General features: G+C 66.7%; 23 protein-coding genes. 14 read left to right on the forward strand and 9 right to left on the reverse strand.

Going from position 1 to position 24,117, the window contains the following annotated elements; all coding sequences use genetic code 11:
* Positions 1-40: 40 nt before the first annotated feature.
* From Q8Z05_RS04840 to Q8Z05_RS04850, 3 genes are all read left to right on the forward strand, one after another.
* Positions 41-340: a DUF4193 domain-containing protein gene (locus tag Q8Z05_RS04840; RefSeq protein ID WP_305942357.1), complete on the forward strand. Its 300-nt coding sequence runs from the start codon at positions 41-43 to the stop codon at positions 338-340.
* Positions 341-400: 60 nt separating this feature from the next.
* The gene (locus tag Q8Z05_RS04845) at positions 401-784 is read left to right on the forward strand and encodes an RNA-binding S4 domain-containing protein (protein WP_305942358.1); all 384 of its coding nucleotides are present in this window, start codon (positions 401-403) and stop codon (positions 782-784) included.
* Between the two features lie 415 nt (positions 785-1,199).
* Positions 1,200-1,613 (forward strand): hypothetical protein, encoded by a 414-nt coding sequence (locus Q8Z05_RS04850; protein ID WP_305942359.1) that lies wholly within the window; start codon positions 1,200-1,202, stop codon positions 1,611-1,613.
* A 4-nt stretch (positions 1,614-1,617) separates the two neighbouring features.
* On the opposite strand, the gene Q8Z05_RS04855 is transcribed toward Q8Z05_RS04850, so the two are convergent.
* Positions 1,618-2,403, reverse strand: coding sequence for an alpha/beta fold hydrolase (locus Q8Z05_RS04855; RefSeq protein WP_305942360.1), 786 nt, complete (start codon positions 2,401-2,403; stop codon positions 1,618-1,620).
* Positions 2,404-2,549: 146 nt separating this feature from the next.
* On the opposite strand from Q8Z05_RS04855, the gene Q8Z05_RS04860 reads away from it, so the two are divergent.
* Positions 2,550-2,960 (forward strand): VOC family protein, encoded by a 411-nt coding sequence (locus Q8Z05_RS04860; protein ID WP_305942361.1) that lies wholly within the window; start codon positions 2,550-2,552, stop codon positions 2,958-2,960.
* On the opposite strand, the gene Q8Z05_RS04865 is transcribed toward Q8Z05_RS04860, so the two are convergent.
* A complete protein-coding gene (locus Q8Z05_RS04865; protein WP_305942362.1) occupies positions 2,950-3,630 on the reverse strand; it encodes a GOLPH3/VPS74 family protein in 681 nt (226 codons plus the stop codon). The genes Q8Z05_RS04860 and Q8Z05_RS04865 overlap by 11 nt on opposite strands.
* Positions 3,631-3,775: 145 nt before the next feature.
* Between Q8Z05_RS04865 and Q8Z05_RS04870 the strand changes: the two genes are divergently transcribed.
* From Q8Z05_RS04870 to Q8Z05_RS04890, 5 genes are all read left to right on the forward strand, one after another.
* Positions 3,776-4,675, forward strand: a complete 900-nt coding sequence (locus Q8Z05_RS04870) for a MurR/RpiR family transcriptional regulator (protein WP_305942363.1) — start codon at positions 3,776-3,778, stop codon at positions 4,673-4,675.
* Between the two features lie 78 nt (positions 4,676-4,753).
* Positions 4,754-5,701 carry an NAD(P)-dependent oxidoreductase gene (locus Q8Z05_RS04875; protein ID WP_305942364.1) on the forward strand — a complete coding sequence of 316 codons (948 nt, stop codon included), beginning with the start codon at positions 4,754-4,756 and terminating at the stop codon, positions 5,699-5,701.
* 44 nt (positions 5,702-5,745) lie between these two features.
* On the forward strand, positions 5,746-7,293 hold the full coding sequence (locus Q8Z05_RS04880) for an aldehyde dehydrogenase family protein (protein ID WP_305942365.1): 1,548 nt from the start codon (positions 5,746-5,748) through the stop codon (positions 7,291-7,293).
* Between the two features lie 56 nt (positions 7,294-7,349).
* Positions 7,350-8,576, forward strand: a complete 1,227-nt coding sequence (locus tag Q8Z05_RS04885) for an amidohydrolase (protein WP_305942366.1) — start codon at positions 7,350-7,352, stop codon at positions 8,574-8,576.
* Positions 8,573-9,949, forward strand: coding sequence for a DUF3100 domain-containing protein (locus Q8Z05_RS04890; protein ID WP_305942367.1), 1,377 nt, complete (start codon positions 8,573-8,575; stop codon positions 9,947-9,949). The genes Q8Z05_RS04885 and Q8Z05_RS04890 overlap by 4 nt, the downstream gene beginning before the upstream one ends.
* A gap of 190 nt (positions 9,950-10,139) precedes the next feature.
* On the opposite strand, the gene Q8Z05_RS04895 is transcribed toward Q8Z05_RS04890, so the two are convergent.
* The 4 genes from Q8Z05_RS04895 to Q8Z05_RS04910 all read right to left on the reverse strand — a co-directional run bounded on the left by Q8Z05_RS04895 (position 10,140) and on the right by Q8Z05_RS04910 (position 14,887).
* Positions 10,140-10,808, reverse strand: a complete 669-nt coding sequence (locus Q8Z05_RS04895) for a GntR family transcriptional regulator (protein WP_305942368.1) — start codon at positions 10,806-10,808, stop codon at positions 10,140-10,142.
* A gap of 77 nt (positions 10,809-10,885) precedes the next feature.
* Positions 10,886-11,872, reverse strand: a complete 987-nt coding sequence (locus tag Q8Z05_RS04900) for an ornithine cyclodeaminase family protein (protein ID WP_305942369.1) — start codon at positions 11,870-11,872, stop codon at positions 10,886-10,888.
* On the reverse strand, positions 11,869-13,209 hold the full coding sequence (locus Q8Z05_RS04905) for an amidohydrolase family protein (protein ID WP_305942370.1): 1,341 nt from the start codon (positions 13,207-13,209) through the stop codon (positions 11,869-11,871). Before Q8Z05_RS04905 ends, Q8Z05_RS04900 begins: the two co-directional genes overlap by 4 nt.
* Positions 13,210-13,396: 187 nt before the next feature.
* Positions 13,397-14,887: an amidohydrolase family protein gene (locus tag Q8Z05_RS04910; RefSeq protein WP_305942371.1), complete on the reverse strand. Its 1,491-nt coding sequence runs from the start codon at positions 14,885-14,887 to the stop codon at positions 13,397-13,399.
* Positions 14,888-15,056: 169 nt separating this feature from the next.
* On the opposite strand from Q8Z05_RS04910, the gene Q8Z05_RS04915 reads away from it, so the two are divergent.
* Both Q8Z05_RS04915 and Q8Z05_RS04920 read left to right on the forward strand, forming a co-directional pair.
* Positions 15,057-16,508, forward strand: coding sequence for a DUF3100 domain-containing protein (locus Q8Z05_RS04915; protein ID WP_305942372.1), 1,452 nt, complete (start codon positions 15,057-15,059; stop codon positions 16,506-16,508).
* A gap of 97 nt (positions 16,509-16,605) precedes the next feature.
* On the forward strand, positions 16,606-17,931 hold the full coding sequence (locus Q8Z05_RS04920) for an amidohydrolase family protein (protein ID WP_305942373.1): 1,326 nt from the start codon (positions 16,606-16,608) through the stop codon (positions 17,929-17,931).
* Here the strand turns inward: Q8Z05_RS04920 and Q8Z05_RS04925 are convergent.
* Positions 17,867-18,565 carry a GOLPH3/VPS74 family protein gene (locus Q8Z05_RS04925; protein ID WP_305943484.1) on the reverse strand — a complete coding sequence of 233 codons (699 nt, stop codon included), beginning with the start codon at positions 18,563-18,565 and terminating at the stop codon, positions 17,867-17,869. The two genes, Q8Z05_RS04920 and Q8Z05_RS04925, sit on opposite strands and share 65 nt — an antisense overlap.
* A gap of 124 nt (positions 18,566-18,689) precedes the next feature.
* Here Q8Z05_RS04925 and Q8Z05_RS04930 point away from each other — a divergent pair, with 124 nt between their 5' ends.
* A complete protein-coding gene (locus Q8Z05_RS04930; RefSeq protein WP_305942374.1) occupies positions 18,690-19,163 on the forward strand; it encodes a GNAT family N-acetyltransferase in 474 nt (157 codons plus the stop codon).
* Here the strand turns inward: Q8Z05_RS04930 and Q8Z05_RS04935 are convergent.
* Together Q8Z05_RS04935 and Q8Z05_RS04940 are read right to left on the reverse strand one after the other, a co-directional pair.
* On the reverse strand, positions 19,144-20,046 hold the full coding sequence (locus tag Q8Z05_RS04935) for an NAD(P)-dependent oxidoreductase (protein WP_305942375.1): 903 nt from the start codon (positions 20,044-20,046) through the stop codon (positions 19,144-19,146). The two genes, Q8Z05_RS04930 and Q8Z05_RS04935, sit on opposite strands and share 20 nt — an antisense overlap.
* Positions 20,047-20,189: 143 nt before the next feature.
* A complete protein-coding gene (locus Q8Z05_RS04940) occupies positions 20,190-21,218 on the reverse strand; it encodes a substrate-binding domain-containing protein (protein WP_305942376.1) in 1,029 nt (342 codons plus the stop codon).
* 277 nt (positions 21,219-21,495) lie between these two features.
* On the opposite strand from Q8Z05_RS04940, the gene Q8Z05_RS04945 reads away from it, so the two are divergent.
* Positions 21,496-22,848 carry an NAD(P)H-dependent oxidoreductase gene (locus Q8Z05_RS04945; protein ID WP_305942377.1) on the forward strand — a complete coding sequence of 451 codons (1,353 nt, stop codon included), beginning with the start codon at positions 21,496-21,498 and terminating at the stop codon, positions 22,846-22,848.
* Positions 22,845-24,110, forward strand: coding sequence for an ABC transporter substrate-binding protein (locus tag Q8Z05_RS04950; protein WP_305942378.1), 1,266 nt, complete (start codon positions 22,845-22,847; stop codon positions 24,108-24,110). The genes Q8Z05_RS04945 and Q8Z05_RS04950 overlap by 4 nt, the downstream gene beginning before the upstream one ends.
* Positions 24,111-24,117: the final 7 nt, after the last annotated feature.

Raw genomic sequence — 24,117 nt, forward strand, 5'->3', positions numbered from 1 at the left:
GCAGACTCCGTCTCCGTCTTCTCCAAGGAGAGACCGGCCCATGGCAACCGACTACGACGCACCCCGGGTGTCCACCGAGGATGAGGCGAACGAGGCCTCGGACGTGCTCAAGCCTGAGCGCTCCGCTTCGGCAACGTCACAGATCGACGTGGACGAGTCCGACCTGGCCGATTCCTTCGAGCTCCCGGGAGCCGATCTGTCCAACGAGGAACTCCTCGTGCAGATCATTCCCGTCCAGAAGGACGAATTCACCTGCATGTCGTGCTTCCTGGTCCACCACCGCAGCCAGCTGGCCCGTGAGAAGGACGGCAAGATGTACTGCAAGGACTGCGAAGGCTAGGGACCGGCACAAGCTGTGCACGGCTAACGGGCGGGCGTCCCGCTATACTCGTCAGCACTCATGAGCAACCTTCCAGCATCCCCCGCTACGGTCCGCATTGACGCGTGGCTGTGGGCCATCCGTGCCTACAAGACCCGTTCGGCGGCGACCGCGGCCTGCCGCGCAGGGCACGTCCGCCTCAACGGAAACCCGGCCAAGGCGTCACAGTCGCTGGTGCCCGGAGATACCGTCCGGGTCCGCCAGCCGGGATACGAACGGATCCTCGAAGTCCGGCGGCTCATTGCCAAGCGTGTGGGCGCCGAGGCGGCCGGGCACTGCTTCACCGACCACACCCCGCCCAGGCCTGCCGCACCGGCGCTTGGCCTTCCCCAGCGCGACCGCGGAACCGGGCGGCCCACCAAGAAGGACCGCCGAGAAATGGAACGGCTGCGCGGGCCGGCTTAGGAGACGGACGCGGACGACGGCGGGACCTCCCGCCGTCGTGCGTTTGCGTTGGGTGCGGGCCACCTGAGCCACTGGTATGACTCCCGGGAGCCATGCGCCCAACACGGCCAGCGCAGTAGTCCAGGTTGTTCTCCGCCGTTTCAGGCCCGCACGGTTTAATACTACGAACTCGTCAGACCCGGCCCGGGAGGTCCCGCCGTCGTGCGCTGTTGGAATAGCTATTGTCACGCAGGCGGCTGGTGAGTAATCTACGGCCAACCGGACTTTCAGCCGCATCAGTCGGCACCCGGCACGGCGCTGTCGTCAGGGGCTACGCCCCGTACATATAAGACGCCCAATCACCGCACTGGCCGACAATGCGGAACGCAGGACGCCACACTTCCATTCAAGGGAGAACCTGATGTTAGGCACCAGAATGTGCCTCGCGGCCGCTCTTGCCGCCGCCCTCGTGACCATACCCACCCCCGCGCAAGCAGCCCCCGCCGCGCTGGTCAGCCTGGGGCCGGGAGTCCTTGTGGCCGACGGTGCCGCGGTGGATGTTCCCGTCACCTTCGTGTGCGATACCGATCCCGCTCTGATCATCGCGATACCCGTAGTCCAAATCACCCAAAGAGTCAGCGACGGGCGTATCGCCGGCGGTGGCGGAAACGATCAGCTCAGCTGCACCAAGCAGACCCAAACAGTCACCATACGAGTAATTCCAAATATGATGGCGTTCAACGAAGGCGCCGCCGCAGCTTCGGTCTACCTGCAAAGCTGCAGCGCGCAATTCCAGTGCTCCGCGATCATTATCCACACCGAAATAACGCTCGCCCATCCAGAAACTTAAGCCCCTACCCGTCGAGGAACCGCAGCAGTAGCGGGAATGTCGCGTGCATGGTCCGCAGGTCCCCGCCGCTTGCGGCTTCCTCGCCGAGGTAGTCGCCGTGGCCGCCGGGGACCACCAGCAGGCGGGCGCCAGTAATGGCGCCGGCCATCCGGGCGGCATACCCGGCGGTGACAATGTCCCGGTCACCGCTGACTACCAGCGTGGATGCCGTGATGCCGCGCAGTTGCTCGTCGGACCAGCCGGGGAAGTCCAGGATCCGCCGGCGGTCCAGCTCGAAGAGCCGCTCCAGGTGGCCGGGTTCAGGGTTGAGGAGCAGGTCGGCGTCCTTGTAGGTGGCAGGCATGTCCGCGAGGGTTGCCTGCGCCATGCTGTCCCAGAACCCGTCGGGCACGGCGTCGCGGCCCACGAACGTGGAGGCGATGATGAGGCGCCGGACAGCGGCGGGCCGCCCGAGTGCCATGGCGACGGCGGTGTGGCCGCCGGCGCTGAATCCCAGCACGTCCGCAGTGTCCACCTTGAGCTGGCGCAGAACGGCGAGGATGTCGCCGGCGGAGTTCTCCGCAGTGAGCGGGCGGCTGGTGGGCTGCGTGCGGCCGTGGCCCTCCTCCTCCACGGCAATCACCTGGCGGTGTCCGGCCAGCAACGGGATGAGCCCGCCGAAGTTGGTGCCGATGGTGGAGCCGCCGCCCGGGATCAGGAGCAGCGGCGGCTGGCCGGGCACCGCCTCCCCATGGACCTCGTAGTACATGCGAAGGCCGCCGTTGTCCGCGTAGCCGTGGGTGAAGGTCACACGGCATCCTAACGCCGGGCGTCTCCGCAGAAAAGGGCTGTGAGGCAGCCCCGCGGGCCCTCAAAAGAAGCACACTGGATACATGGAGCCGCCGGTTCTTGCTCCACGTCGTCGAGTATTTCCCCGGGTTCGGAAAGGAGCCGGCAATGACCAACGACCTTTCGGACATGGTCAGCGTCCGGTACATGGTGGACGACGTCGAGGCCGCCGTCGACTTCTACACCAAGCACCTCGGATTCACCCTCAGGATGAACGCCGCACCGGCGTTCGCCGACGTCGCCCGCGGCAACCTGAGGCTCCTGCTGAGCGGCCCGGCCAGCTCGGCGGGCCGGCCAATGCCGGATGGCGCGGTCCCGTCACCGGGCGGGTGGAACCGCATCCACCTCATCGTGGGCGACATCGCGGCCGAAGTGGACCGGCTGCGCGCCGCCGGCGTCACGTTCCGGAACGACATCGTCAAGGGCCCGGGCGGCCAGCAGATCCTGTTGCAAGACCCGGCCGGCAACGTGGTGGAACTGTTCCAGCACGCCGGCGAAGAGGGCCGGCCTAGGTCGTAGCCTCGGCCTCCGCCAGCCTGATCATGCGCAGTTCGTCCGCCACCGCACGCGCAGGCCAGTAGTCCTTCGCCAGCTCCCTTGCCTGTATGCGGTCCGCTGCCGGGAAGAGTTTGTCGAGCAGCCCGGCCGCCTCAAGGAGGGCGACAAGGGCTGTGGTCCTGGCATCGGACGGCTTTCCGTCCAGAGCCGCTTGGATCTTCTGCCGGATCGCCGCCTCCGGAGCATGGTCCTTCTCCGGATACCGCACGGTCCTGAACAGGCCCAGATGCCTTTCGCCGACCTGGTCCACGATGCCCCGGGACGCCAGCCCCTCAAGAACACGCTGCACTTCCGCGCGACCCTCCAGCATGGAGACCCACCGCTTGGGAGTATGCGGCCGCGACTTGTGACGGATGAGCTCCAGCTGGTGCTCGAACTCCGTTTGCGGCGTGCCTCCGGTAGCCCGGACGTGCTTTCCCTGCAGCCCGATAGCCCCGATCAGTTCCAGTTCGGCCAGGACTGACCCCGCCAACGTGGTCCTGAGTAAGTAGGCAGGCACTTCGGGTTCGCCGTCCGCGTCGTTCGTAACCAGCAGGAGGAAAGCCTGCGGAAGGCTCAGCTCCTCCGCCGTCGGTTCCTCGACCGGTTCCCCGGCCATCCGTTCCTCACCATTCGGTGTTTGTGCATCCATACGATCATGGTGGCGCAGTGAGGCGGGCACCACAATGAGGATTTACAAGCCGGAAATCAAAAAGCCTATTCGCAAACAAGATTGCATAGTACATTTATTGCAATCACACTTGCAGAGTGATCTGCGTTACGGAAGAGGTCCGGACTTGAACACGAACGCGGTCGATCTTGAAGCCGGCGGAGCAGGCGCCAACGGCGCCGGGAACGCCTCCCCGGCGTGGCTAGGCGACGCCCTGCCGGACGTTCCGCTGTCCAAAGCCCAGAGCCGGGTGGTGGATGTCATCGCCCGCAATCCGCAGCTGTCTTCCTACTCGGACATCGCCGAAATCGCCCAGCGGGCCGACGTCAACAACTCCACGGTGGTCCGTACGGCCCAACACCTGGGTTACCGCGGCTGGCCCGACCTCCAGCGGGAACTGCGCTCGCGCTACCTCGTCATGATCTCCACTGAAGACACCCTGACCGAGCACGGCGTCCACCGCAGTCCCCTCCATGACGCGCTCAACCATGACATCGAGAACCTGCGCCTGACGCTGGACTCCAACACCGGAGACGACGCCGAGGCCGCCATTGCGGCCATGGCCGCCGCGAAGTCCATCACCGTCGTCGGGCTTGGCTCGTTCGCCGGCCCGGCCAGCGTGATGGCCCACCTCGGCTCCACCATGGGCTACCCCATCACCTTGGAGAACCGCGCCGGCGTCCACCTGGCTTCCAGCACCAACACCCTCGGTGAAGGCGATGTCCTGGTGGTCGTCAACATGTGGCGCTCCATCCGGCAGATCATTGTTACCGCCGAAGCCGCAAAACAGGCAGGCGCCACGGTCATTGCGATCAGCGACATGCGCCGCGGCCGCCTTGCCGCTGCTGCCGACCACCTCCTGGTGGTCGCCTCGGAAGGAATCTCCTTCTTCCAGTCCGTGACAGCGGCAAACTCAGTGGTCTACGGCCTGCTCGCGGGCATGGAAGCGGCGCATCCCGAACGCAGCCGCGCCGCCATCCGCCGCACCCAACAACTGTGGAAAGACCTGGACATCTACCTCGACTGATCCCACCCCTCCCCCACCCCCAAACACACGCCTCCCCTCACAGGCATACCCTCCACACGCATACTCCAGGAGCAGTTCATGAACACCAGCACAGACCGCCGCATAGCCGTCATTGGTCTTGGAGCCATGGGCGGGGCAATGGCCGCAACGCTGCACAAAGCCGGCTGGGACGTCACCGGCTTCGACCCCTCCGAGGCCGCCCGGGCCGCCGCCGACCACACCGGTATCGCCACCACCGCCAGCCTTGAGGACCTCGCCGGAACCCCCTACGCCGTCCTCTCCCTGCCGGCGGCCAGCATCGTGGAAACCACCGTTCCCCTGCTCCTGGCGGCGCCGGGAACCGTGGCGATCATTGACACCACCACCTCCGAACCGGCCACCAGCAAGCAGATGGCCAGCCTTGCCGGCGCCCGGGGTGCAGCCTTCGTGGACGCCCCGGTCTCCGGTGGCCGCGACGGTGCAGCCACCGGATCGCTGAGCGCCTTCGTCGGCGGAACGGAAGCCGCCCTGAAAGCCGCCGAACCTGTCCTGCTCGCCCTCACCGGCGGCAAGTACAGCCACATCGGCGGCTCCGGCAGCGGTAACGTTGTCAAGCTCCTCAACAACGTCCTGGCAGCGGCCAACCTGGTCTCCGTCGGTGAGGCCCTCGGCGTCGCCAAGGCCTACGGCATCGATCCCGCCAAGGCGGCGGCCAGCATCAGCGAAGCCTCCGGCGGCAGCAAAGTCTCGGCCAACATGTATCCCAACTGGGTGCTCACCGGCACGCACGACTCAGGATTCTCCCTCGGCCTGATGGCCCGCGATGCCGCCCTCGCCGTGGACGTCGCCCGGCAGATCGGCGAAAGCCCCGCCCTGCTGGCAGCAGTCGCCGGCCAGTGGCAGGACGCGCTGGCCGCCCTCGGGCCCCGCGCGGATTTCACCGAAATCGCCCGGACCGTCGCCCCCGCCATCACGCCGTCCGGCGCACCGGACGCCGCACCGCGCACCGCAGACGGCACCGAAAACGGCACCACCGCCGTCGCCTGATCCCCCAGCCCCCTAAGCCTACCGAGCCCACAAGGAACACCACATTGAGCATCACCACAGCACCTACCTCCTCCTCGGCAGCCACCGCCCGGGCAGTCCTGGACGCAGCGTTTCCGGCCGGCCTCGGCGCCTTCCTTGACGGCCGCGTTGTCCGTGGCAACGGCGAGGGCATCACCCTCACTGCAGCCGCCACCGGCGAAGCCTTTGCCACCTATGCGGACCCTGGCACCGAAGGCGCCAACGCCATCCTGGAAAGCTCGACGGCGGGCGCAGCAGCGTGGGGCGCCCTGAACGGTTTCGAACGGGCAGCCATCCTGCGCAACGTCAGCCGGGTGGTGGAAGCCCATGCCGAGGAACTTGCCATCCTTGAGTCAGCAACCACCGGCAAGCCCCTCCGCGACGCCCGGGTCGAAGCAGCCAAGGTGGCCGAAATGTTCGGCTACTACGCCGGCTGGGCGGACAAGCTGACGGGGCTCACCATTCCGGTTCCCGGGCCGTGGCACACCTACACCGAGCGTGTCCCCTGGGGCGTCGTCGTCGCCATCACGCCCTGGAACGCCCCGCTGTTCACAGCCGGCTGGAATTCAGCCGCCCCGCTGGCCGCGGGCAATGCCGTGATCATCAAGCCCAGCGAATTCACTCCCGCGTCGTCGGTCCGGCTGGCCGAACTGGCGCACCAGGCCGGCCTGCCGGCAGGCGTGTTCAACGTGGCCGCAGGGCTGGGCCAGACTGTGGGCGCGGCCCTCACCAGCGACCGCCGCGTCGGCAAGGTCAGCTTCATCGGCTCCGTCCCGACCGGACGCCGGGTGGCCGTCGCGGCCGCGCAGGCCGGGATTCCCGCGCTGCTGGAACTCGGCGGCAAGAGCGCCAACATTGTGTTCGCCGACGCCGACCTGGACCGCGCCGCGGACGGCGCCGTCTCGGCCATCTTCTCCGGCGCAGGGCAGTCCTGCGTGGCCGGATCACGTCTTCTGGTGGAGCGGAGCGTGCACGCGCAGTTCATTGAGCTGGTGGCCGGACGCGCGGCGCGGCTGCGGGTGGGCGACCCGCTCAGTGCGGACACCGAGGTTGGCCCCATCATCACGGCCCAGCAGTTCGCCACCGTGAACACCCTCATCGAGGCAGGAGTGAACGACGGCGGCCGCCGGGTCACGGGGGCGGCTCTTCCGGATGCCCTAGCCGGGTCCGCCTTGGCGGGCGGCCACTGGGTGATGCCCACCCTGCTCGACGGCGTCACGCCCGCGAACCGCCTGGAAACCACGGAAGTTTTCGGTCCCGTGGTGGGCGCGGACGCGTTCGACACGGAGGCTGAAGCGATTGCGAGGGCCAACAACACCAACTTCGGCCTGGCCGGTGCGGTGTGGACGTCCGACATCTCCCGCGCACACCACATTGCCCGCGAGGTGAAGGCCGGAACTTTCTGGATCAACTCGTACAAGACCATCCACGTGGCCGTCCCGTTCGGCGGCTTCGGCGATTCCGGCCACGGGCGCTCGTCCGGCCCCGGTGTCCTGGATGAATACACCCAGACCAAGGCCGTCTGGGTTCCCACGCGGGCGGCAGGGTCCCCTTTCCCGTCCCTTTCCTACTAAGAGCGGCTTACTGACAGCGGCTTACCCAAGCGTCCTACGAGAACAGGCAGATGTTCATGGAACTGACTGACACACCCCCCGCCCTGGCGGCGCTCCGTGCGGCCCTTGCGGAAGGCGTCGACAACTGGAAGCCCCGGGTCCAGGCGTTGGCCCGGGAAATCCACGCCGCCAAGGAGGTCTCCTTCGAGGAGGTGCACTCGGCCGAGACGGCCGCGGCGCTGCTTGCCGAGGGCGGCTTCGAGGTTGAACGCGGCTCCGGGGGCCTTCCCACGGCCTTCACCGCGAGCGCCGGAAGCGGTGAACTGACGGTGGCATTGTGCGTGGAATACGATGCGCTCCCCGATATCGGTCACGCGTGCGGGCACAACCTGATCGCGGGCGCATCGGTCGCCGCCGCGCTGGCCCTGAGACCCTACGTGGACGAGCTGGCCATCACGCTGAAGGCCATCGGAACGCCGGCCGAGGAACATGGCGGCGGCAAAGTGCTCATGCTGGAGCAGGGAGCGTTCGACGGCGTCGGGCTGGCGCTGATGGTCCATCCCGTCCAGGACGGGCTCACCTACAACCCGGCCGGTACCAGCGCCCAGGCCGTGGGCCGGTACAAGGCAACGTTCACCGGTAAGGCGGCGCATGCTGCGGCGGCGCCGCATCTCGGTGTGAACGCCGCGGACGCGGCCGTCCTGAGCCAGGTGGCCATCGGACTGCTCCGCCAGCAGATCCCCGGAGACCACCGGATCGCCTGCTTCGTTGCCGAGGCCGGACACGTCACCAACATCATTCCGGAGCGGGCGGTGGTCCAGTTTGAATGCCGGGCCTTCACCCTGCCCGCATACGAGGCCTTACTGGAGCGTGTCCGCCGCTGTTTCGAAGGCGCCGCCCTGGCCACCGGAACAACGCTGGCCATCGAGGCGACCGAGCCCCTCTACGAGCCCCTGCTCCAGGACGACGACCTGGCCGCGCACTGGACCGGTGCGATGGATGTGTTCGGCAAGGACACCTCCCGCTCGTCAGGCCTGAGCGGCGGCTCAACCGACATGGGCAACATCTCCCAGGTCATCCCGTCCCTGCATCCCTGGTTGAGCATCCCGGGGGCTGATGTTCCCATCCATTCGCATGCGTTTGCCGCGCTTGCCGACACCCCCGAGGCCTACGGAGTGATGTTCGAGGCAGCCACCGCGCTGGCCTGGACCATCGCCGCCGCAGCCTCAACCCCCGCCCAAAGAGAACGCTTCATCACAGCGGCATACCGCCGTCGGACTGTCACCCAGGAAGGCACATCATGAGCAGCACCACCAAAACAGCGCGGATAGACAAGGCCGGCACCAGGCTGACCATCCCCATTGCCGCCCTGGCCCTTGTGATCGCCGTGGCGGTCCAGTTCATCGGCCAGGCGAAGATCGACGTCGGAATCGGCGCAATCATCATCTTCCCCATGGTGTGGGGCCTCATTGTGGGCCTGCTCGTCTCCATCCAGAAGTTCAAGCCGCTCGGTCTTGACCTCCAGCGCGTCGCCGCCGCCCTGGTGGGCGTCGCCGTGCTGCTCCTGGTGGCCCGGCTGGCCTTCAACATCGGGCCCAGCCTGCCCAGCCTCATCAAGGCGGGCCCGGCGCTGCTCCTTCAGGAGGTGGGGCACCTTTTGGGTACCATCGTGCTGGCACTCCCCCTGGCTGTCCTGCTCCGGATGGGCAAGGCCACGGTGGGCGCCACGTTCTCCCTGGACCGGGAACCGTCCTTTGCGATGGTCTCGGAAAAGTACGGGCCGGATTCGGACCAGTACCGCGGTGTGCTGGCCATGTACGTCTTCGGCACGCTGTTCGGCGCCGTGTTCATCACGCTCCTCACCTCCCTGGTGGCCAACTGGAAGATCTTCGATCCGCTAGCTTTGGCCATGGGCGCCGGCGTGGGATCCGGCTCCATGATGGCGGCCTCGGCGGCCAGCATCGTGGCCGCCTACCCGGCCGACCAGGAAGCCATCCTGGGCATGGCAGCCGTCTCCAACCTGATCACCACCGTCCTGGGCGTCTACGTGGGCATCTACATCGCACTGCCGCTGGCCGACCGTTTCTACAAGGCGCTCACCCGCAAACAGTCAGCCCGCGAGACTGCCGCCGTCACGGCAGGCGCCGCCGCTGAGCGCAGCACCGCGGACATTGAGCGGGACGAGGCACAGGCAGAGGAAAACCGGCGGTTCCGCGAGCGCGTAGCTGAATCCTCGGCGGCCATCAAGCTCCCGCTGTGGCTGTCCTTGTCCGTCCTGACCGTGCTCGGCATCGGCACGGCGTCGGTGGCGGCCAAGGGGTTCAGCCTGTCCATCGTTGCCGGGTACGGAATCATGCTGGCCCTGGTCCTGGTCAGCATTGCGCTGGCGAAGGTCACCCGGAAGATCTCGGCGATCGTGTACATCACCACCATCGGCGCCTACATCTCCAGCCCGTGGTTCTTCGGCGCCGAGGCGCTCACCGGGTTCATCAAGACCGTCGACTTCCTGTCCATCGCCACCGTCATGCTGACGCTCGCAGGCCTGTCCCTCGGCAAAGACATCCCGTTGCTGAAGAACATCGGCTGGAAGATCATTCCGGTGGGCCTGGTGGCCATCACGGCGTCCTTCCTGCTCTCCACCGTGATCGCGGAGTTCGCCCTGGGCCTCTGGCACTGATCCGGAGTTTTTGTCCAGATACAGCGACTTACGAGGCCCCCAACTCCCGTTATCTGGACAAAAACTCCCCGGGCTGTTCGGAACGGAAGGAACGGACGACGGCGGGACTTCCCGCCGTCGTCCGTTCTGTCCCGTCCGCTGGCGTCCCGTCCGCTTGCGTCCCGTCAGCGTGTCCAGTCAGCGTGTCCCGTCAGCTTTCGGGCAGGCGCCCGGCGAGTCCTTGGAGGGACGGCTCGCGGCCCAGCTCCACATGCGCAAAGGCCAACGCCGCCGCCAGCTCCGCTTTGCCGTCGTAAATGGCCTTGCACAGGCTCAGGTGCTCCGCGCACTGAACCTGGGGGTCACGATGCCCGGTCAAGGTGAAAAGCCACTGCATCCTGCCCAGCAGCGGCTTCATGGCGGACTCCAGCAGTGAGTTGCCGCCCAACGCCACGATTTCCGCATGCAGCGCGGTGTTGATCACCGGAATCTGTGCGTGGTCATGGCGGAGGGTCGCTTCCTCCGCCTGGTCCATCATCTGCTGCAGCCTCGATGATGACTCGCCCCGTGCCGCGGCGTGGGCTGCGAGGCGCGCGGCCAGGACTTCCAGGCTGAGCCGCACATCGAAGAGCTCATTGACGTCGCGCAGGGTGATCTGTTTGACAGTGGCACCGCGCCGCGGGGAGGTGTCAATGAAACCCTCAGCTTCCAGCTGCTGAAGGGCCTCCCGGACGGGCACCCGGGAAACAGCCAGCGTCTGGGACAGCTCGCGCTCCCGGAGACGGGCCCCCGGCACAAAGTCACCTGAGATGATCAGTTCCCGGATCCGTGCCCTGGCAGTGTCCGCCGAGGACGCGAGGGATTCCGCCTGGACTGTCATTCATGCCTCCGTTAGTACCGGGACGCCTCTGTGCCGCGCCTTCTCAGTTGTTCAACCTTCTCAGTTGTTCAACCCTCTCAGTTGTTCAACGCAACGCGGGTGCCCACCCCCTGGGTGAGCGCAGCGTCGTACAGGAGCCGTCCGATGGCAAGATCCTGCAGGCCGATGCCAACCGAGTTGAACAAGGTTATGTCCTCATCGCCAAGGCGGCCTGCGTTCTTCCCTGCCGCCACGTCCCCAAGCTCGGCTTCCACGTCCTCAAAGCTCATCACACCTTCGGCCACGGGGATAATCAGCCCGCCGGACTTGGCCCGGGCAGTGGGCAGGCTGTCGACGAAAACCCGTGCCCGCACCATGCCTGCCGAATCAACCTCCCGGTGGTCCGCCCGGGGACGGGAACCAACGGCGTTCACGTGGAGTCCGGGACGGAACCACTCACCCCTAACCAACGGTTCAACGGCCGGCGTCAGGGTGCAGAGCACGTCGGAGGCCTCCACGACGTCCCGGACGCTGGACGCCCGTGTGACAGCAAGTCCGTGACGGGAAATCTCCCCGCAGAAGGCCGCCACGGTGTCCGCGGAACGGGACCACACCACCACGTTCTCAATCGGAAGGACGGCCAGCATGGCTTCCACATGCGCCACGGCCAACGCGCCCGCACCGACCAGTCCCAGGGTGGTGCTGCCGGGCCGGGCCAGGAGCTTCGTGGCCACGGCGCTGGCGGCGGCAGTGCGGACCCGGGTGGGGACCTTGCCGTCCAGGATGGCCAGGGTCTCGCCGGTCAGCTGCGAGACAAGCATGATGGTGGACCGCTGCGTGGGCAGGCTGGACTCCCGGTTTGCCGGGATGTCTGCCAGCAGTTTCACCGATGCCAGCCCCTCGGCGCCGGACAGCGCCGCCATGGGCAGGAACCTCGCGTCCGAGGACGGCAGCAGGAGGGAGTCCGGCGCGGGCTGGACAGCGGTGCCCCGGCTGAGGCCGGCAAAAACGCGTTCGACGGCGGCGATGGTCGCAGGCATATCGGCCAGGGCATCGAGCTCGGAGGCTGTGAGAATCAGGGTCATGGCAGGTCGTTCCGGACCAGGACTCCCTGCGCCACCACGGCCTTGATTTGTTCGAGGGCGGAGGCGCTGCTCAAGGGGTCGGAGTCCACGATGACGGCGTCTGCATACGAACCGCGCACCAGGCGTCCAGCGTTATCACTCCAGCCGAGCAAGGCGGCGGCATTTACTGTCGCGGCCCTCAGCGCGTCCAGGGGTGAGAGCCCGGCCTCGGTCAACAGGCGCACCTCCGTGCCGATCGGGGTCACGTCGGATCCGAAGGAGTCCGTGCCTGCGACGACGGTCACGCCGGCTTCGTGGGCGGCTTTCACGGCCGCCTTGATGATCGGCGTGTACTCCTTGCCCCGGGCGGCAAGGATGGGGTTGGCGGAGCCTGCCATGCTGGTGATGGCATCCATGGTGGGGGTGAAGTAGGTCCCCTGGCTGGCCATCCGGGCGATGGTCTCCTCGCTGACGAAGACGCCGTGCTCGATGCTGCGCACGCCGGCCCGGACCGCGCCGTCGATCCCTTCCGCACTGTAGGCATGGCACAGCACGCCCGCTTTGCCTGCGGCCTTGACCACCGCAGACAGCTGCTCGTAGTTGTAGACCAGTTCGCGGGGGTCCTGTTCCGGCAGGCCTGCCCGCGGGTTCGCCCTTGTCTTGATCACCTGGGCGCCGCGCTTCAGGTTGACCCTGGTGAGGTAGGCAAGGTCCGTCGGTTCCGTCACTCCCCCGGCCAAGGCTGCCAGCGGTGCCAGGTCCGGGTCTGCGAGGAGGGAGTCCCCAAGCTGAGGCGAAATGAACAGACCTGCCGGGCTCATCCGGGGTGAGGCACCGGCGGCCCAGGCCGGCAGCGCAGCGAGGGCGACGTCCTGGTAGAAACTGCTCGAACCGCTCCTGACGCTGGTGGCTCCGCCCTGCAGGATGGCCCGGGCATCGGACAGCGCGTTCGCATGAACGTGCACGTCAATGAGGCCGGGAAGGACCCAGCGACCCGTGGCATCCACGATGCGGGCCCGTCCTGCAAGGGCGGCCACGGCACGCCGGGTTTCCTCCCGGGTGCCCACCGCGGTCACTTTGCCTCCCTCCAGGACAAGGACGCCGTCTGCCACTGCATCGCCCGTTTTGGGGTCAACGATGGTTCCGCCCTCGATGATCAGGGGGTGCGGTGAAGCGGGGCGGCCAGGGTAGCTTGCATTTGCCGGGTTGCCGCCCGCCTTCGCGGCGGGGGCGTTTCCAAGCTGCGCAGCAAGGCTTGCCACCGAGATTCCGGCGAGGGCAGCTGCCCCGGCGAGGATGCCGCGGCGTGGAACCGCAGTTGGCGGCAGGGCAGCAGGGGTGTGGTCGTGCAGGCACATGGTTCTCTCCAAGGGGAAGGGGCCGCTCCGCGGCAGTGCGGGCGCCGATGTCAGCAAGTCGAAGTCATGGTTCTATCTGGGGCGGATCAGCATCCCCCACGGTGGGCCGGAGCCGCGCAATGCATCCACTCTACCGCCTTTGGTATACCAAGCCAAGAGTGGGCAGGTGAAGAGCCGGCAGCTCCGGTCAGCGCGGAACAGCGACCGGCTGCCGGATTTCCGCGCGCGGGTAGGTGGGCGGGAACAGCTCGTCGGGCTCCCGGTTTCGAAGGTCCCGCTCCGAATAGGCAGCGCGCATCCGGTCGAAGAGCCGCTGCCCTTCATCCCGCAGCGATGCGAGATCAATGCCGGGAAGGGTACCGCCGACGACGACGGGGCGCCCTGCCACGAAGGTATCGGTCACCTGGCGCGCCGTTCCGTTGAGCACCAGCGTGCGCAGCGGGTCCTCGACCACGCCGTCGCCGAAGTGGCCCAGGGAGACCACCGCGATGTCGGCCTGCATGCCGGGGGCAAGCCGTCCCAGGTCCGCCCGCCCGAGAGCCTGCGCGCCGCCGAGGGTCGCGGCGTCGAAGTAGTCGGCCAGGCTTCCGGCATCAGGACGCCCCTCCACCAGCCGGGTCAGGTGCATGCCGACATCCATGCCGCGGACAAGGTCCGGCGGGAAGGAGTCAGTACCCAGGCACAGGTTGATGCCGGCCTGGCGGAAACGGTCGAACGAAACCAGCTGCTTCTGGTAGCGGAACGACGTCAGCGGGCAATGGACAATGCTGACGCCGTGCCGTGCCAGCACGTCAAGCGGGCCTCCCGGCACTGACGCGGCGGGGTCCGTCCCGTCGATCACCACACCATGGGGGATGAGCAGCCGCGCGCCGAACAGGCCGGTAGATTCGAGCAGTTCCATGACGCCGCGTCCGGCGGAACGCTGCAGGAGCTCATCCTCAAGCGGGGACTGGAGGCAGTGGAGCCGGACAATCGCGTCCCGCTCCCGGGCAATCCGCGCCGTCTCCCGCATGAGGTCCTCGGACAGCGTCTCGATGCGGCATGGCAGCAGGACCCCGGTGACGAGCGGGTCATCGAGGCCGGCGGCGTAATCCAGGAAACGCCCTGCGTCGCGCAGGCCGGCAAGCCCCCGCGCCTCGTCGAAGTGGACCTCCCGGCCGCCGGCGGCAGTGGTGACATGGACCCCGGACCGGTAGGCGGGCCCAAGGTAACCGCGCAGCCCGATCTGCCGGCTGATCTCCGCCATGCCCACCAGCTCATCGAGGCCCTCAGCCCAGGAACTGTGGATCTCCGAGGCGATCGGCATGTAGGTCGTGATGCCGTGCAGGGCGAGCTGGGCCAGGGCGAACTCGCGGACCGTGGCGCGCTCTGACGGCGTGAACACGTCCCGGCGCCGGTTGGCAAAGTAGTCGTCCGACCAGAGATGGCCGGCGGCGACCTCGGGCGAAGGCCACGAATCCAGGATGAGGTGGTCAATGTCGGCGAGGGCGTCCAGGTCTATCAGGCCTGGCATCACCAGGCTCTGGCCGTAGTCGTGATCCTCGTCGACCGGGCCGTCGTAGTCGCGCCCGACGAAGACGATGGAATCCCCCTCGAAGACGACTTCGCCGTCCTCGATGAGCGTGTGCCGTGTTCCGTCGAAACCCAAAACGTAGCGTGCCGAGATTTTCTTGTACAACGTGGCCTCCTTGGGCAGCCGCCGTGGCAGGTAGCCGGCGATTGAAAAATGTGACTTGCCTCTCAATGGGTACGAGTATACAGTCATTTGGTATACCAAAGCTTGATTCCGCTCATGCGAGACGTCTTTGTTCTGATCCCCTCATTCCCCCTTTGGAAAGGCCTGCTCCATGCCCAATGAAGCGAAGACCACAGGCAGTACCGTGTCCGCCCTCGTGGATGCGCCACCCTCACGTTCTTTCCATGCCCGTCCTGCCCAGTGGATCGCGATGATCGCCCTCTCCACCGCCATCTGCGCCGTTGCCATCATGATCGGAACCCACAAGTTCCACCTCGGCCCGGCCGCCATCGTCCTGATGCCCATCCTGTGGACCGTGCTCATCGGCGGATTCCTCGGCGTCCAGAAATGGAAACCCATCGGAGGGCGTGCCCGGGCGGTGTCCACGCACCTGATGGACGTCTCCATTGTTTTCTTCCTGGCAGGCCTTGGCACGCAGATCGGCCCGTCGCTGACGAAGTTCACCAACATCGGCCCCGCCATCCTCCTGCAGGAGGTGGGCCACGTGGTGGGCACAGTAATCCTCGCCCTCCCGGTGGCAGTAGCGCTCGGCCTGGGCCGCACGGCCATTGGTGCCACCTGGTCGATCGACCGTGAGTCCTACCTTGCCTTCGCCATCCAGCGCTTCGGTGTCCGCTCCCCCGAGTACCGCGGCGTGTTTGCCGTGTGGGTGCTGGGCAGCGTTTTCGGAGCCGTGTTCATTTCCCTCCTGGCCGGCCTCCTGGGCGGACTGGACTTCTTTGATCCCCGCGCCCTCGCTTTGGGCCTGGGACTCGGGTCCGCCTCTATGATGCTCGGCGGCGTGGGCGCCCTGTCCATCCTGTACCCGGAGATGGCAGGCGAAATCATGGCCCTCGCAGCCCTCTCCAACCTGGTCACCAACATCGTCGGCTTCTACGCCGGAGTCTTTATCGCGCTGCCCATGTGCCAGAAGCTCTACAGGATGTGGTCCCGCATCTTCGGACGGGACGACCTCGGCCGCCGTGTCCGCCGCGGCGCCCTCGTCCACGCTGCGGAGGGAACCAAGCCGGGCGGCGCAGATGCGGCGCGCCTGGACCGGGCCGGGATCGAAGCTGAGGGGGCATCCGACACGGTGGACGTCTACGGCATCGAAGAGGACCCCACTGTTGTCCGCACCCCCCGGACGTGGCTCATCGCTTTCGCCGCCACCGGAGCGGCCGGCTTCCTGCTGAATGCCCTCGGAACCGGGTCAGCGCAACCGGGGGACGTTACGGGGGTGCTCATCCTGCTGGCCCTTACCGCCGTCGCGCTGGTGCTTGCGAAGCTCGTGCCGGCGGTTCCGTCCAGCATCTGGGTCCTGGCCCTGGCCACCATTGCGTCCGCGACGTTCCTGCCCATCGGCCCCTTCATCGCCTCCGCCACGCAGCACATCAACGTCCTCTTCGCGGGCCTGCCCATGATCGCCCTGATCGGCATGTCGCTGGGCCGCGATGTGAAGGCGCTGCGCTCATTGAGCTGGAAGATTGTCATCGTGGCTCTGATGACCTTCACCGCGAGCTTCCTCGCTGCGGCGATCATCGCGCAGGTTGCCTTCCAGTTCTAATACATGCTGCGGTAGGGAAGGCGCCGGTCCCCGGGGATCGGCGCCTTCCCCGCCGTCGTTCCCATTGTCAGCACCGCCCAGCCGAAAGGAATGAACAATGCTCATCACCAACGTCCGCCCCTGGGGCGGAGACACCGTGGACCTCGAGGTTCGCGAAGGGAAGGTTGCGGCCGTCCATCCGGCGGGGACCGCCGTCGTCTCTTCAGTCGAAACCGGCAGGGCCGTGGACGGACGGGGCCGGATAGCGCTGCCCGCGTTCACGGACGTCCACGTCCACCTCGATTCGACCCGGATCGGGCTGCCGTTCCGGGAGCACACCGCCTCGCCGGGTGTGTGGAACATGATGTGCAACGACCGGGAAAACTGGCGCGACACCCCCATCCCCTACAAGGACGTGGTGGCCGGGACGCTGGAGCGAATGATCGCGCGGGGCACCACTCGCGTCCGTTCCTACGCCCAGGTCGACGTGGACTGCAAGCTTGAGCGCTTCGAGGCAGTGCTGGCCGCAAAGGAACGATTCGCGCACGCTGCCGACGTGGAGATCATGGCTTTCCCCCAGGCGGGCCTGTTGCTCGAGGACGGCACGGTCCCGCTCCTCGAGGAGGCCCTGCGGGCGGGGGCCACGACCATCGGCGGCATTGACCCGTGCCAGCTGGATCGCGACCCGGTCCGCCACCTGGACATCGTGTTCGGCCTGGCTGAGAAGTACGGGGTGGACGTGGACATTCACCTGCACGAGCCTGGCCATCTGGGGGTCTTCAGCGCGGAACTCGTCTTCGAGCGGACCCGCGCGCTGGGCATGCAGGGACGCGTGTCCCTGTCCCACGCTTATGAGCTGGCCAACGTCCACCCGGATGTGACCGCCAGGCTCGTGGAGCAGATGGCCGAGCTCGACGTGGCCTGGGCAACTGTCGCCCCGGCAACCGGCGGCACGCAGTTCGACCTGGCCCGGATGACCGAGGCCGGGATCCGTGTCGGTTTGGGCGAGGACGGCCAGCGGGACTACTGGAGCCCGTACGGCAATTGCGACATGCTCGACCGCACCTGGCAACTGGCTTTCACGCACAGGCTTCGCAAGGACCGGCTGATCGAACACTGTGCGGCGATCGCCACGATCGGGGGCGCCTCCATCATGGATCGCACCGTCCAGCGGCTCGCCGGCCCCGACGACCGGCCCGGCCTGGCTCCCGGAGATCGGGCCGACATTGTCCTGGTGGACGGCGAGACCGTCACGAGCACCGTCATGGACCGCGGCACCGACCGCACGGTCATCCACGACGGCCGGCTGGTCGCCGACCGGTTGGTCGTTTTTCCCGACCCGTCAAAGTGGTTCGCCGGGGTGGCGCCCCCGGCGAACGTCACTCCGGATGCCTTGCACGAACCGGGTCGGCCAGGATTGCCGCTTCGTCCTCCGCCAGCCTGATCATGCGTAGTTCGTCAGCCACCGCACGGGCTGGCCAGTAGTCCTTCGCCAGTTCCCTTGCCCGCCGTCGGTCCGCTGCCGGAGAGAGTTTGTCGAGCTGCCCGGCGGCCTCAAGGAGGGCGACAAGGGCTGTGGTCCTGGCATCGGACGGCTTACCCTCCAGCGCGGCATTAAGCTTGCGCCGGATCGCCGCCTCCGGAGCATGGTCCTTCTCCGGATACCGCACGGTCCTGAACACTCCCAGGTGCTTTTCGCCGACATGATCCACGATGCCCTGCGACGCCAGCCCCTCATAAACACGTTGCACTTCGGCCCGCCCCTCCAGGATGGAGACCCACCGCTTGGGCGTGTGCGGCCGCGACTTGTGACGGATGAGTTCCAACTGATGATCGAACTCCGTCTGCGGCGCAGTGCCGGTAGCCCTGACGTGCTTCCCCTGCAGCCCGATCGCCCCGATCAGTTCCAGTTCGGCCAGGATTGCCCCCGCCAACGTGGTCCTGAGTATGTAGGCAGGCACTTCGGGTTCGCCGTCCGTGTCGTTCGTAACCAGCAGGAGGAAAGCCTGCGGAACGCTCAGCTCCTCCGCCGGCTCCTCGACCGCTTCCTCGACCAGTTCGGCCGGTTCCCCGGCCATCCGTTCCTCACCATTCGGTGTTTCAGCATCCATACGATCATGGTGGCGCAGTTGGGCGGCCACCACAACGGCGGCGGCAAGGGCAACTTTCATAGTGGCCAGGCACGCCGGTAAATTTGAGGCGATGATTCACCTTGACCAGGATGACCCCGCGCGGGGAGATGTCAGCCAGCTCCTGAGCGAGCACCTGGCGGACATGTTCGCCACCTCGCCGGCGGAAAGTGTGCACGCGCTGGACCACTCCGCACTGTCCGCCCCGTCGATCACGTTCTGGACGGCCCGCGAGGACGGCGTGCTCCTGGGGTGCGGCGCGCTCAAGCACCTCGATTCCCCGGACGGCCCAGCCAGGCACGGCGAAATTAAGTCCATGCGCACCACGGCGAGCGCGCGGGGGCGAGGCGTGGCCACCATGATGCTCAGGCACATCCTGGATGTGGCCCGGACCCGGGATTTCGAGTGCGTCTACCTGGAGACAGGAACCGAGGACTATTTCGCGCCCGCACGGAGGCTCTATGTCCGCCACGGTTTCACCGAATGCCCTCCCTTCGGCAGCTACGTCCTGGATCCAAGCAGCGTGTTTATGGAACTCCGCCTCTAAGCACCAGGGTGCGGTGGATTCCCGTGTGGTCCAGTGCGCCGTCGCCCCGGGCCACCATCTCGTCGAAGAGCCCCCGCACAGTGTTGCTCAGGGGGAGCTCAAGTCCTTCCTGAGTCGCCGCGTCCAGGATGAACCTGAGGTCTTTGAGCTGGTTCCTTGCGCTCCCGCCGCCGTCGAAATCGTTGCTGATCCAGCGATGGCCCTTCTGCCGGAGCACCGCGGAATCGGCCAGCCCGCCCTGCAGCAGCTCGAGCATCACCGACAGGTCAAGGCCTCCCTTGCCCGCAAGGAGCATGGCCTCGGAGACTGCGGTCACGGTGGCGGCGACGACGATCTGGTTGCAGGCCTTGGCGAGCGCCCCGGATCCGCTCGGACCCATGTACCGGACGGTGGTGCCCATGGCTGCGAAGACCGGTTCCACCAATGTCACCGCTTCCCGGTCGCCGCCGACCATGATGCTGAGGGTTCCGTTCTCCGCGCCAACGGTGCCGCCGCTGACCGGCGCATCAAGGACCGTGACCCCGTGGTCACGAAGCAGCCGTTCCGCAAAGGCCGCGACGGCGATCGGCGAAACCGTTCCGTGGACCACAAGCACGGGGCGGGCCGTGCCCCTGGCCGACCAGCCTGCCAGCAGTCCACCCGGTCCCGGGAGCAGTGACTCAACCTGGTCCAGGTCCGGCAAAACCGTAAGAACGACGTCGGACGCGGCGTCAGCCGGCGAGGTGGCGGCGCGCGCCCCCAGCGCAACCAGCGGTTCCGTTTTCGTGGACGTCCGGTTCCAGACGGTAAGGCCGCCGTCGGAGTCCAGAAGCCGGCGGGCCATGGGTCCACCCATGGGGCCAAGCCCCAGAAGGGCGAGGGAGCGTGGCGTGGTTTCGGTCATTTTCACAGTCCTTTGAGTTCGGGGCGGGGGCTGGCTGCGCGGCAGTAGGCGGACGGCCATAGAAAGGCAGTAGAGCCAGGGTGGAACCGGTACACTTTTTGTACCATGCGAGTCGGTCGGCGTAAATCGCCGTCCGCGAAAGGCTAGCCGCGCGGCTTTGGCCGCGCCACGCTGGACCGTTCAACGAGCTCGGCGTCGACCCGGATCACGGTCGGCTTTCCGGACGACTTCCCGCTGGCGTTGGACAACGCCAGTTGCACCGAGTGCCGGGCCAGCAGGTCGATGGGCTGCCGGACAATCGTCAGGGGCGGAGTCATCAGCTCGGTCCACGGCGAATCCTCGAACACGATGACGGACAACTCATCCGGAATCGAGACGCCGGCGTGCGCCAGTCGCCGGAGAACGGCCGTCACCTGGGCTGTATTGGCCACCACGAGCGCAGTGGGCGGATCCTGCAGGTGGAGCAGCGCCGTCACAGCGTCCCCGCCGGCGGCACCCCGGAAGGCAGCGGAGCGGATCAGCAGGTCATCCTGCTCCAAACCGGCCGCTTCCAGGGCTTCGCGATAGCCCGCGACCCGGTCCCGACCGGTGGTCGATGTCGCCGGGCCCGAGATGATCGCAATGCGGCGATGCCCGTGGGCAGCCAGCAACGCCGTGGCCGATCTCGACGACTCAATGTTGTTGATTGTCACGACGTCCACCGCCGGCAGCGACGGGATGGAGCGGTCAACAAACACCACATCGGTCCCCATTTCCTGGAGCTTTTTCCAGATCTCCAGATTGTTCCCCGTAGGAGTCGCGATAATCCCGCTGACCCGCCGCTCAATGAGCGTGGACAGCCGCTCCGACTCCAGCTGGTCGTCCTCCTGCGTGGTCATCAGGAGCACCTGGATTCCGCGGGAGTGCGCCTCCTGCACAACTTGGTCCGCCAGCCGGGCGAAGAAGGGATTGGAGACATCGGCCAGGAGCAGCCCCAGCGTGGTGGGCGGCCCATGCTTCAGCTCCCTGGCCGCTGTGCGGGGGTGGTAGCCAAGGGTTTCCATCACCTCGTTGACACGACCTCGGGTCACCGCCGCCACGGGACCGGACCCCGGATTGAGGACGCGGGAAACGACGGCGACGGACACCCCCGCAGCCGCGGCAACATCGCGTATGGTCGGCTGCTTCTGCACGTGTACTCCTCCATCGGCTACTGCGGCTCCCCGGAACCTCCGGCAGGAACTTTTTCAGACTAGGGTATTGACCTCGTCGAGCAGGTATGACATAAAAGTGGAACCGGTTCCATTATGTTTACTTCGGAGCCGATTGTCTACCGCAGCCCCGCCCGGGATCCAGGCAGCACACCCCAGCCAGCCACCTGAGCGTCACTTCACCGCAACGCTGCGGCGGACCCGATGCTTTCTGCCGGCCATCCACACGGGATGGAGCCGCACCCATTGAAAGGTAGTTATGAACCTGCACAAACTCCTGACCCAACGCGAGGCCGAAGGCGCCCCGATCCGCGTGGGACTGATCGGCGCCGGACGTTTCGGCACCATGTACCTGGCACAGGCCCGCAACATCCCCGGCATCCATGTCGTAGCCATCGCGGACATCAACGCCGAACGCGCCAAGGGCGCGCTGAAACTGGTGGACTGGCCCGCGGAGGCCTTCGTGGAGGACATCGAAACGGCTATTGCCACCAGGGCCACGACTGTGGTGACCGATGCGTCAGTCCTGTTCGACGCCGACCTGGACGTCATCGTCGAGGCCACCGGCAACCCGATCGTGGGCATCAACCACGCCCTCCGCGCCATTGAAACGGGCAAGCACATCATCATGGTGACCGTCGAGGCGGACGCCCTCGCCGGCCCGGCCCTGGCCAAGCGGGCCAAGGAGGCCGGCGTCGTCTATTCACTGGCATACGGGGACCAGCCCGCCCTGATCTGGGAGCTCGTCGACTGGGCCCGGACGTCAGGCTTCGACGTCGTCTGCGCCGGCAAGGGCGCCAAGTACCTCTCGCACTACCACCAGATGAACCCCGACAACGTCTGGGAGAACTGGGAGTTCTCGAAGGAACTGACGGACTCCGGCCAGCTCAACCCCTACATGCACACCTCCTTCCGCGACGGCACCAAGGCCGCCATCGAGATGGCAGCCGTAGCCAACGCGGCCGGTCTGCGTCCGTCCGACGAAGGGCTGACGTTCACTCCCGGCGACGTCGAAGAGATCGCCACGATCTGCCGTCCCGCGGCCGACGGCGGCGTGCTCAGCAACGCCGGCAGCGTCGACGTCATGTCCAGCGTGACCCGTGAGGGCGACTGGATCCCCCACAACACCCAGGAAGGCGTGTTCGTCGTCGTCAAGGCCACCAACCAATACGTCTCCGGCTGCTTCCAGGAATACCCGTGGCACCCGGATCCCACCGGCCAGTACGCCGCCCTCTACCGCCCGTACCACTACGTCGGGCTGGAGCTCAATGTCTCCATCGCCAACGCAGCGCTCCGCGGTGTCGCCACCGGCGCGCCGGAAGGCTTCCACGCCGACGTCGTCGCCTGCGCCAAGAAGGACCTGCGTGCCGGGGAAATCCTCGACGGCGAAGGCGGCTTCACGGTCTGGGGCAAACTCATCTCGGCCGAAAAGTCGGTCCGGGACGGCGCCCTTCCTGTCGCCATGGCCCACCACGTCAAGCTCGTCAACGATGTCCCCGAGGGCGGCATCGTCCGCTGGGACGACGTCGAAATCGATACGTCCCTGGAAGAAGCGCTCAAGCTGCGGCGCGAGACGGAGGCCCTCGCACTCGAAGTGGTGCCTGCGACATGATCGACCGGCGCACCTTCCTGGGAGCCGCTGCAGCGAGCATGCTGCTGGCCGGCTGCGGGACCACTCCGGGAATCGACCCGAACCGTGCCGCCTCGGCCGGTGGCACCCTGAAGTTCGGCAGCTGGCAATGGCTCGAACCGGGCCGCGGCGAGGCCATGTGGAAGGCCATCCAGGCCTACCAGAAGGTGAATCCGTCCGCCGTCCTGGCGCAAAGCACCACGCCGTTCCTTTCCTTCGCGGACAAGCTCAACACCGAGCTCGGCGGCAAGGGCGGGCCGGACGTTTTCGTGGTCCAGGACGTGAATTTCTATCCGCTGGCCGATGCCGGCATCCTGGCCCCGCTCAGCTCCGTGATCTCCTCCCACAAGGGCACTCCGTTCAACCACACCAATGAATCCGGTCTGGTCAACGGCGTGCAGTACGGGATCACGTGGGAACGGCTGAACTGGAACTTCTTCTGGAACCGCAAGATCCTGGAGAAGGCCAGCGTGACGCCGCCGACGAATATCGCCGAGTTGATCTCGGCCGCCGGCCAGATCCGTTCCGCAACAGGCCTGGACGGCTTCGGCGTCCGGCACCAGATGACGGAATTCGATTCATGGTTCATGGATTTCGACGTGTGGACCTACGGACATGGCGGATCCTGGTCGGACGGCTCACGCCCAACGATTGACTCGGCCGAGAACATTGCCGGCGTTGAGGCGTTCGGCGAAATCTACCGCTCGGGTGCGATGCCCATCGGCGACGACGCGTCAACGATGCGTACCAAGTTCCGCGAAGGCCGCCTGGGCATGATGATCGACGTCTCCTCCACCGTCGCGGGCATCCTGCGGTCCTCCAAGGCCCTGACGTCGGCCGACATCGGCTTTGCCGAACGGATTCCGCTCCCCCGGCCCTCGGCACACCAGGAGATCGTGCTGGCAGTCAACGGGTACGGCAAGAACAAGAACCTCGCCGTCGACTTCGTCGGCTGGGTCGGTTCCGACGAAGGCCAGGCGGCGCTCCGGGCGGCAATGGGCCCGTCAACACTGGCCACGGACGTGCCGCTGGCTCCCGACTACGCCGCGGCCAATCCGTGGGCCAAGGCGTTCATCGACCTGGCCTCGGAGTCCCGCAGCCCCCTCATCAAGGGCTTCGAGGCACAGACCAAGGCCATCATGCGCGAAGTCATGACGCAGGTGGAACGCTACCTCGTGGACGGCGGCGACGCTGCCAAGGCACTCGCCACCGCACAGACACAAGTAACTCAGCTGCTTGGCTGAGAAGACC

The organism is Arthrobacter oryzae (assembly GCF_030718995.1).
GTDB classification, from domain to species: Bacteria; Actinomycetota; Actinomycetes; order Actinomycetales; family Micrococcaceae; genus Arthrobacter; species Arthrobacter oryzae_C.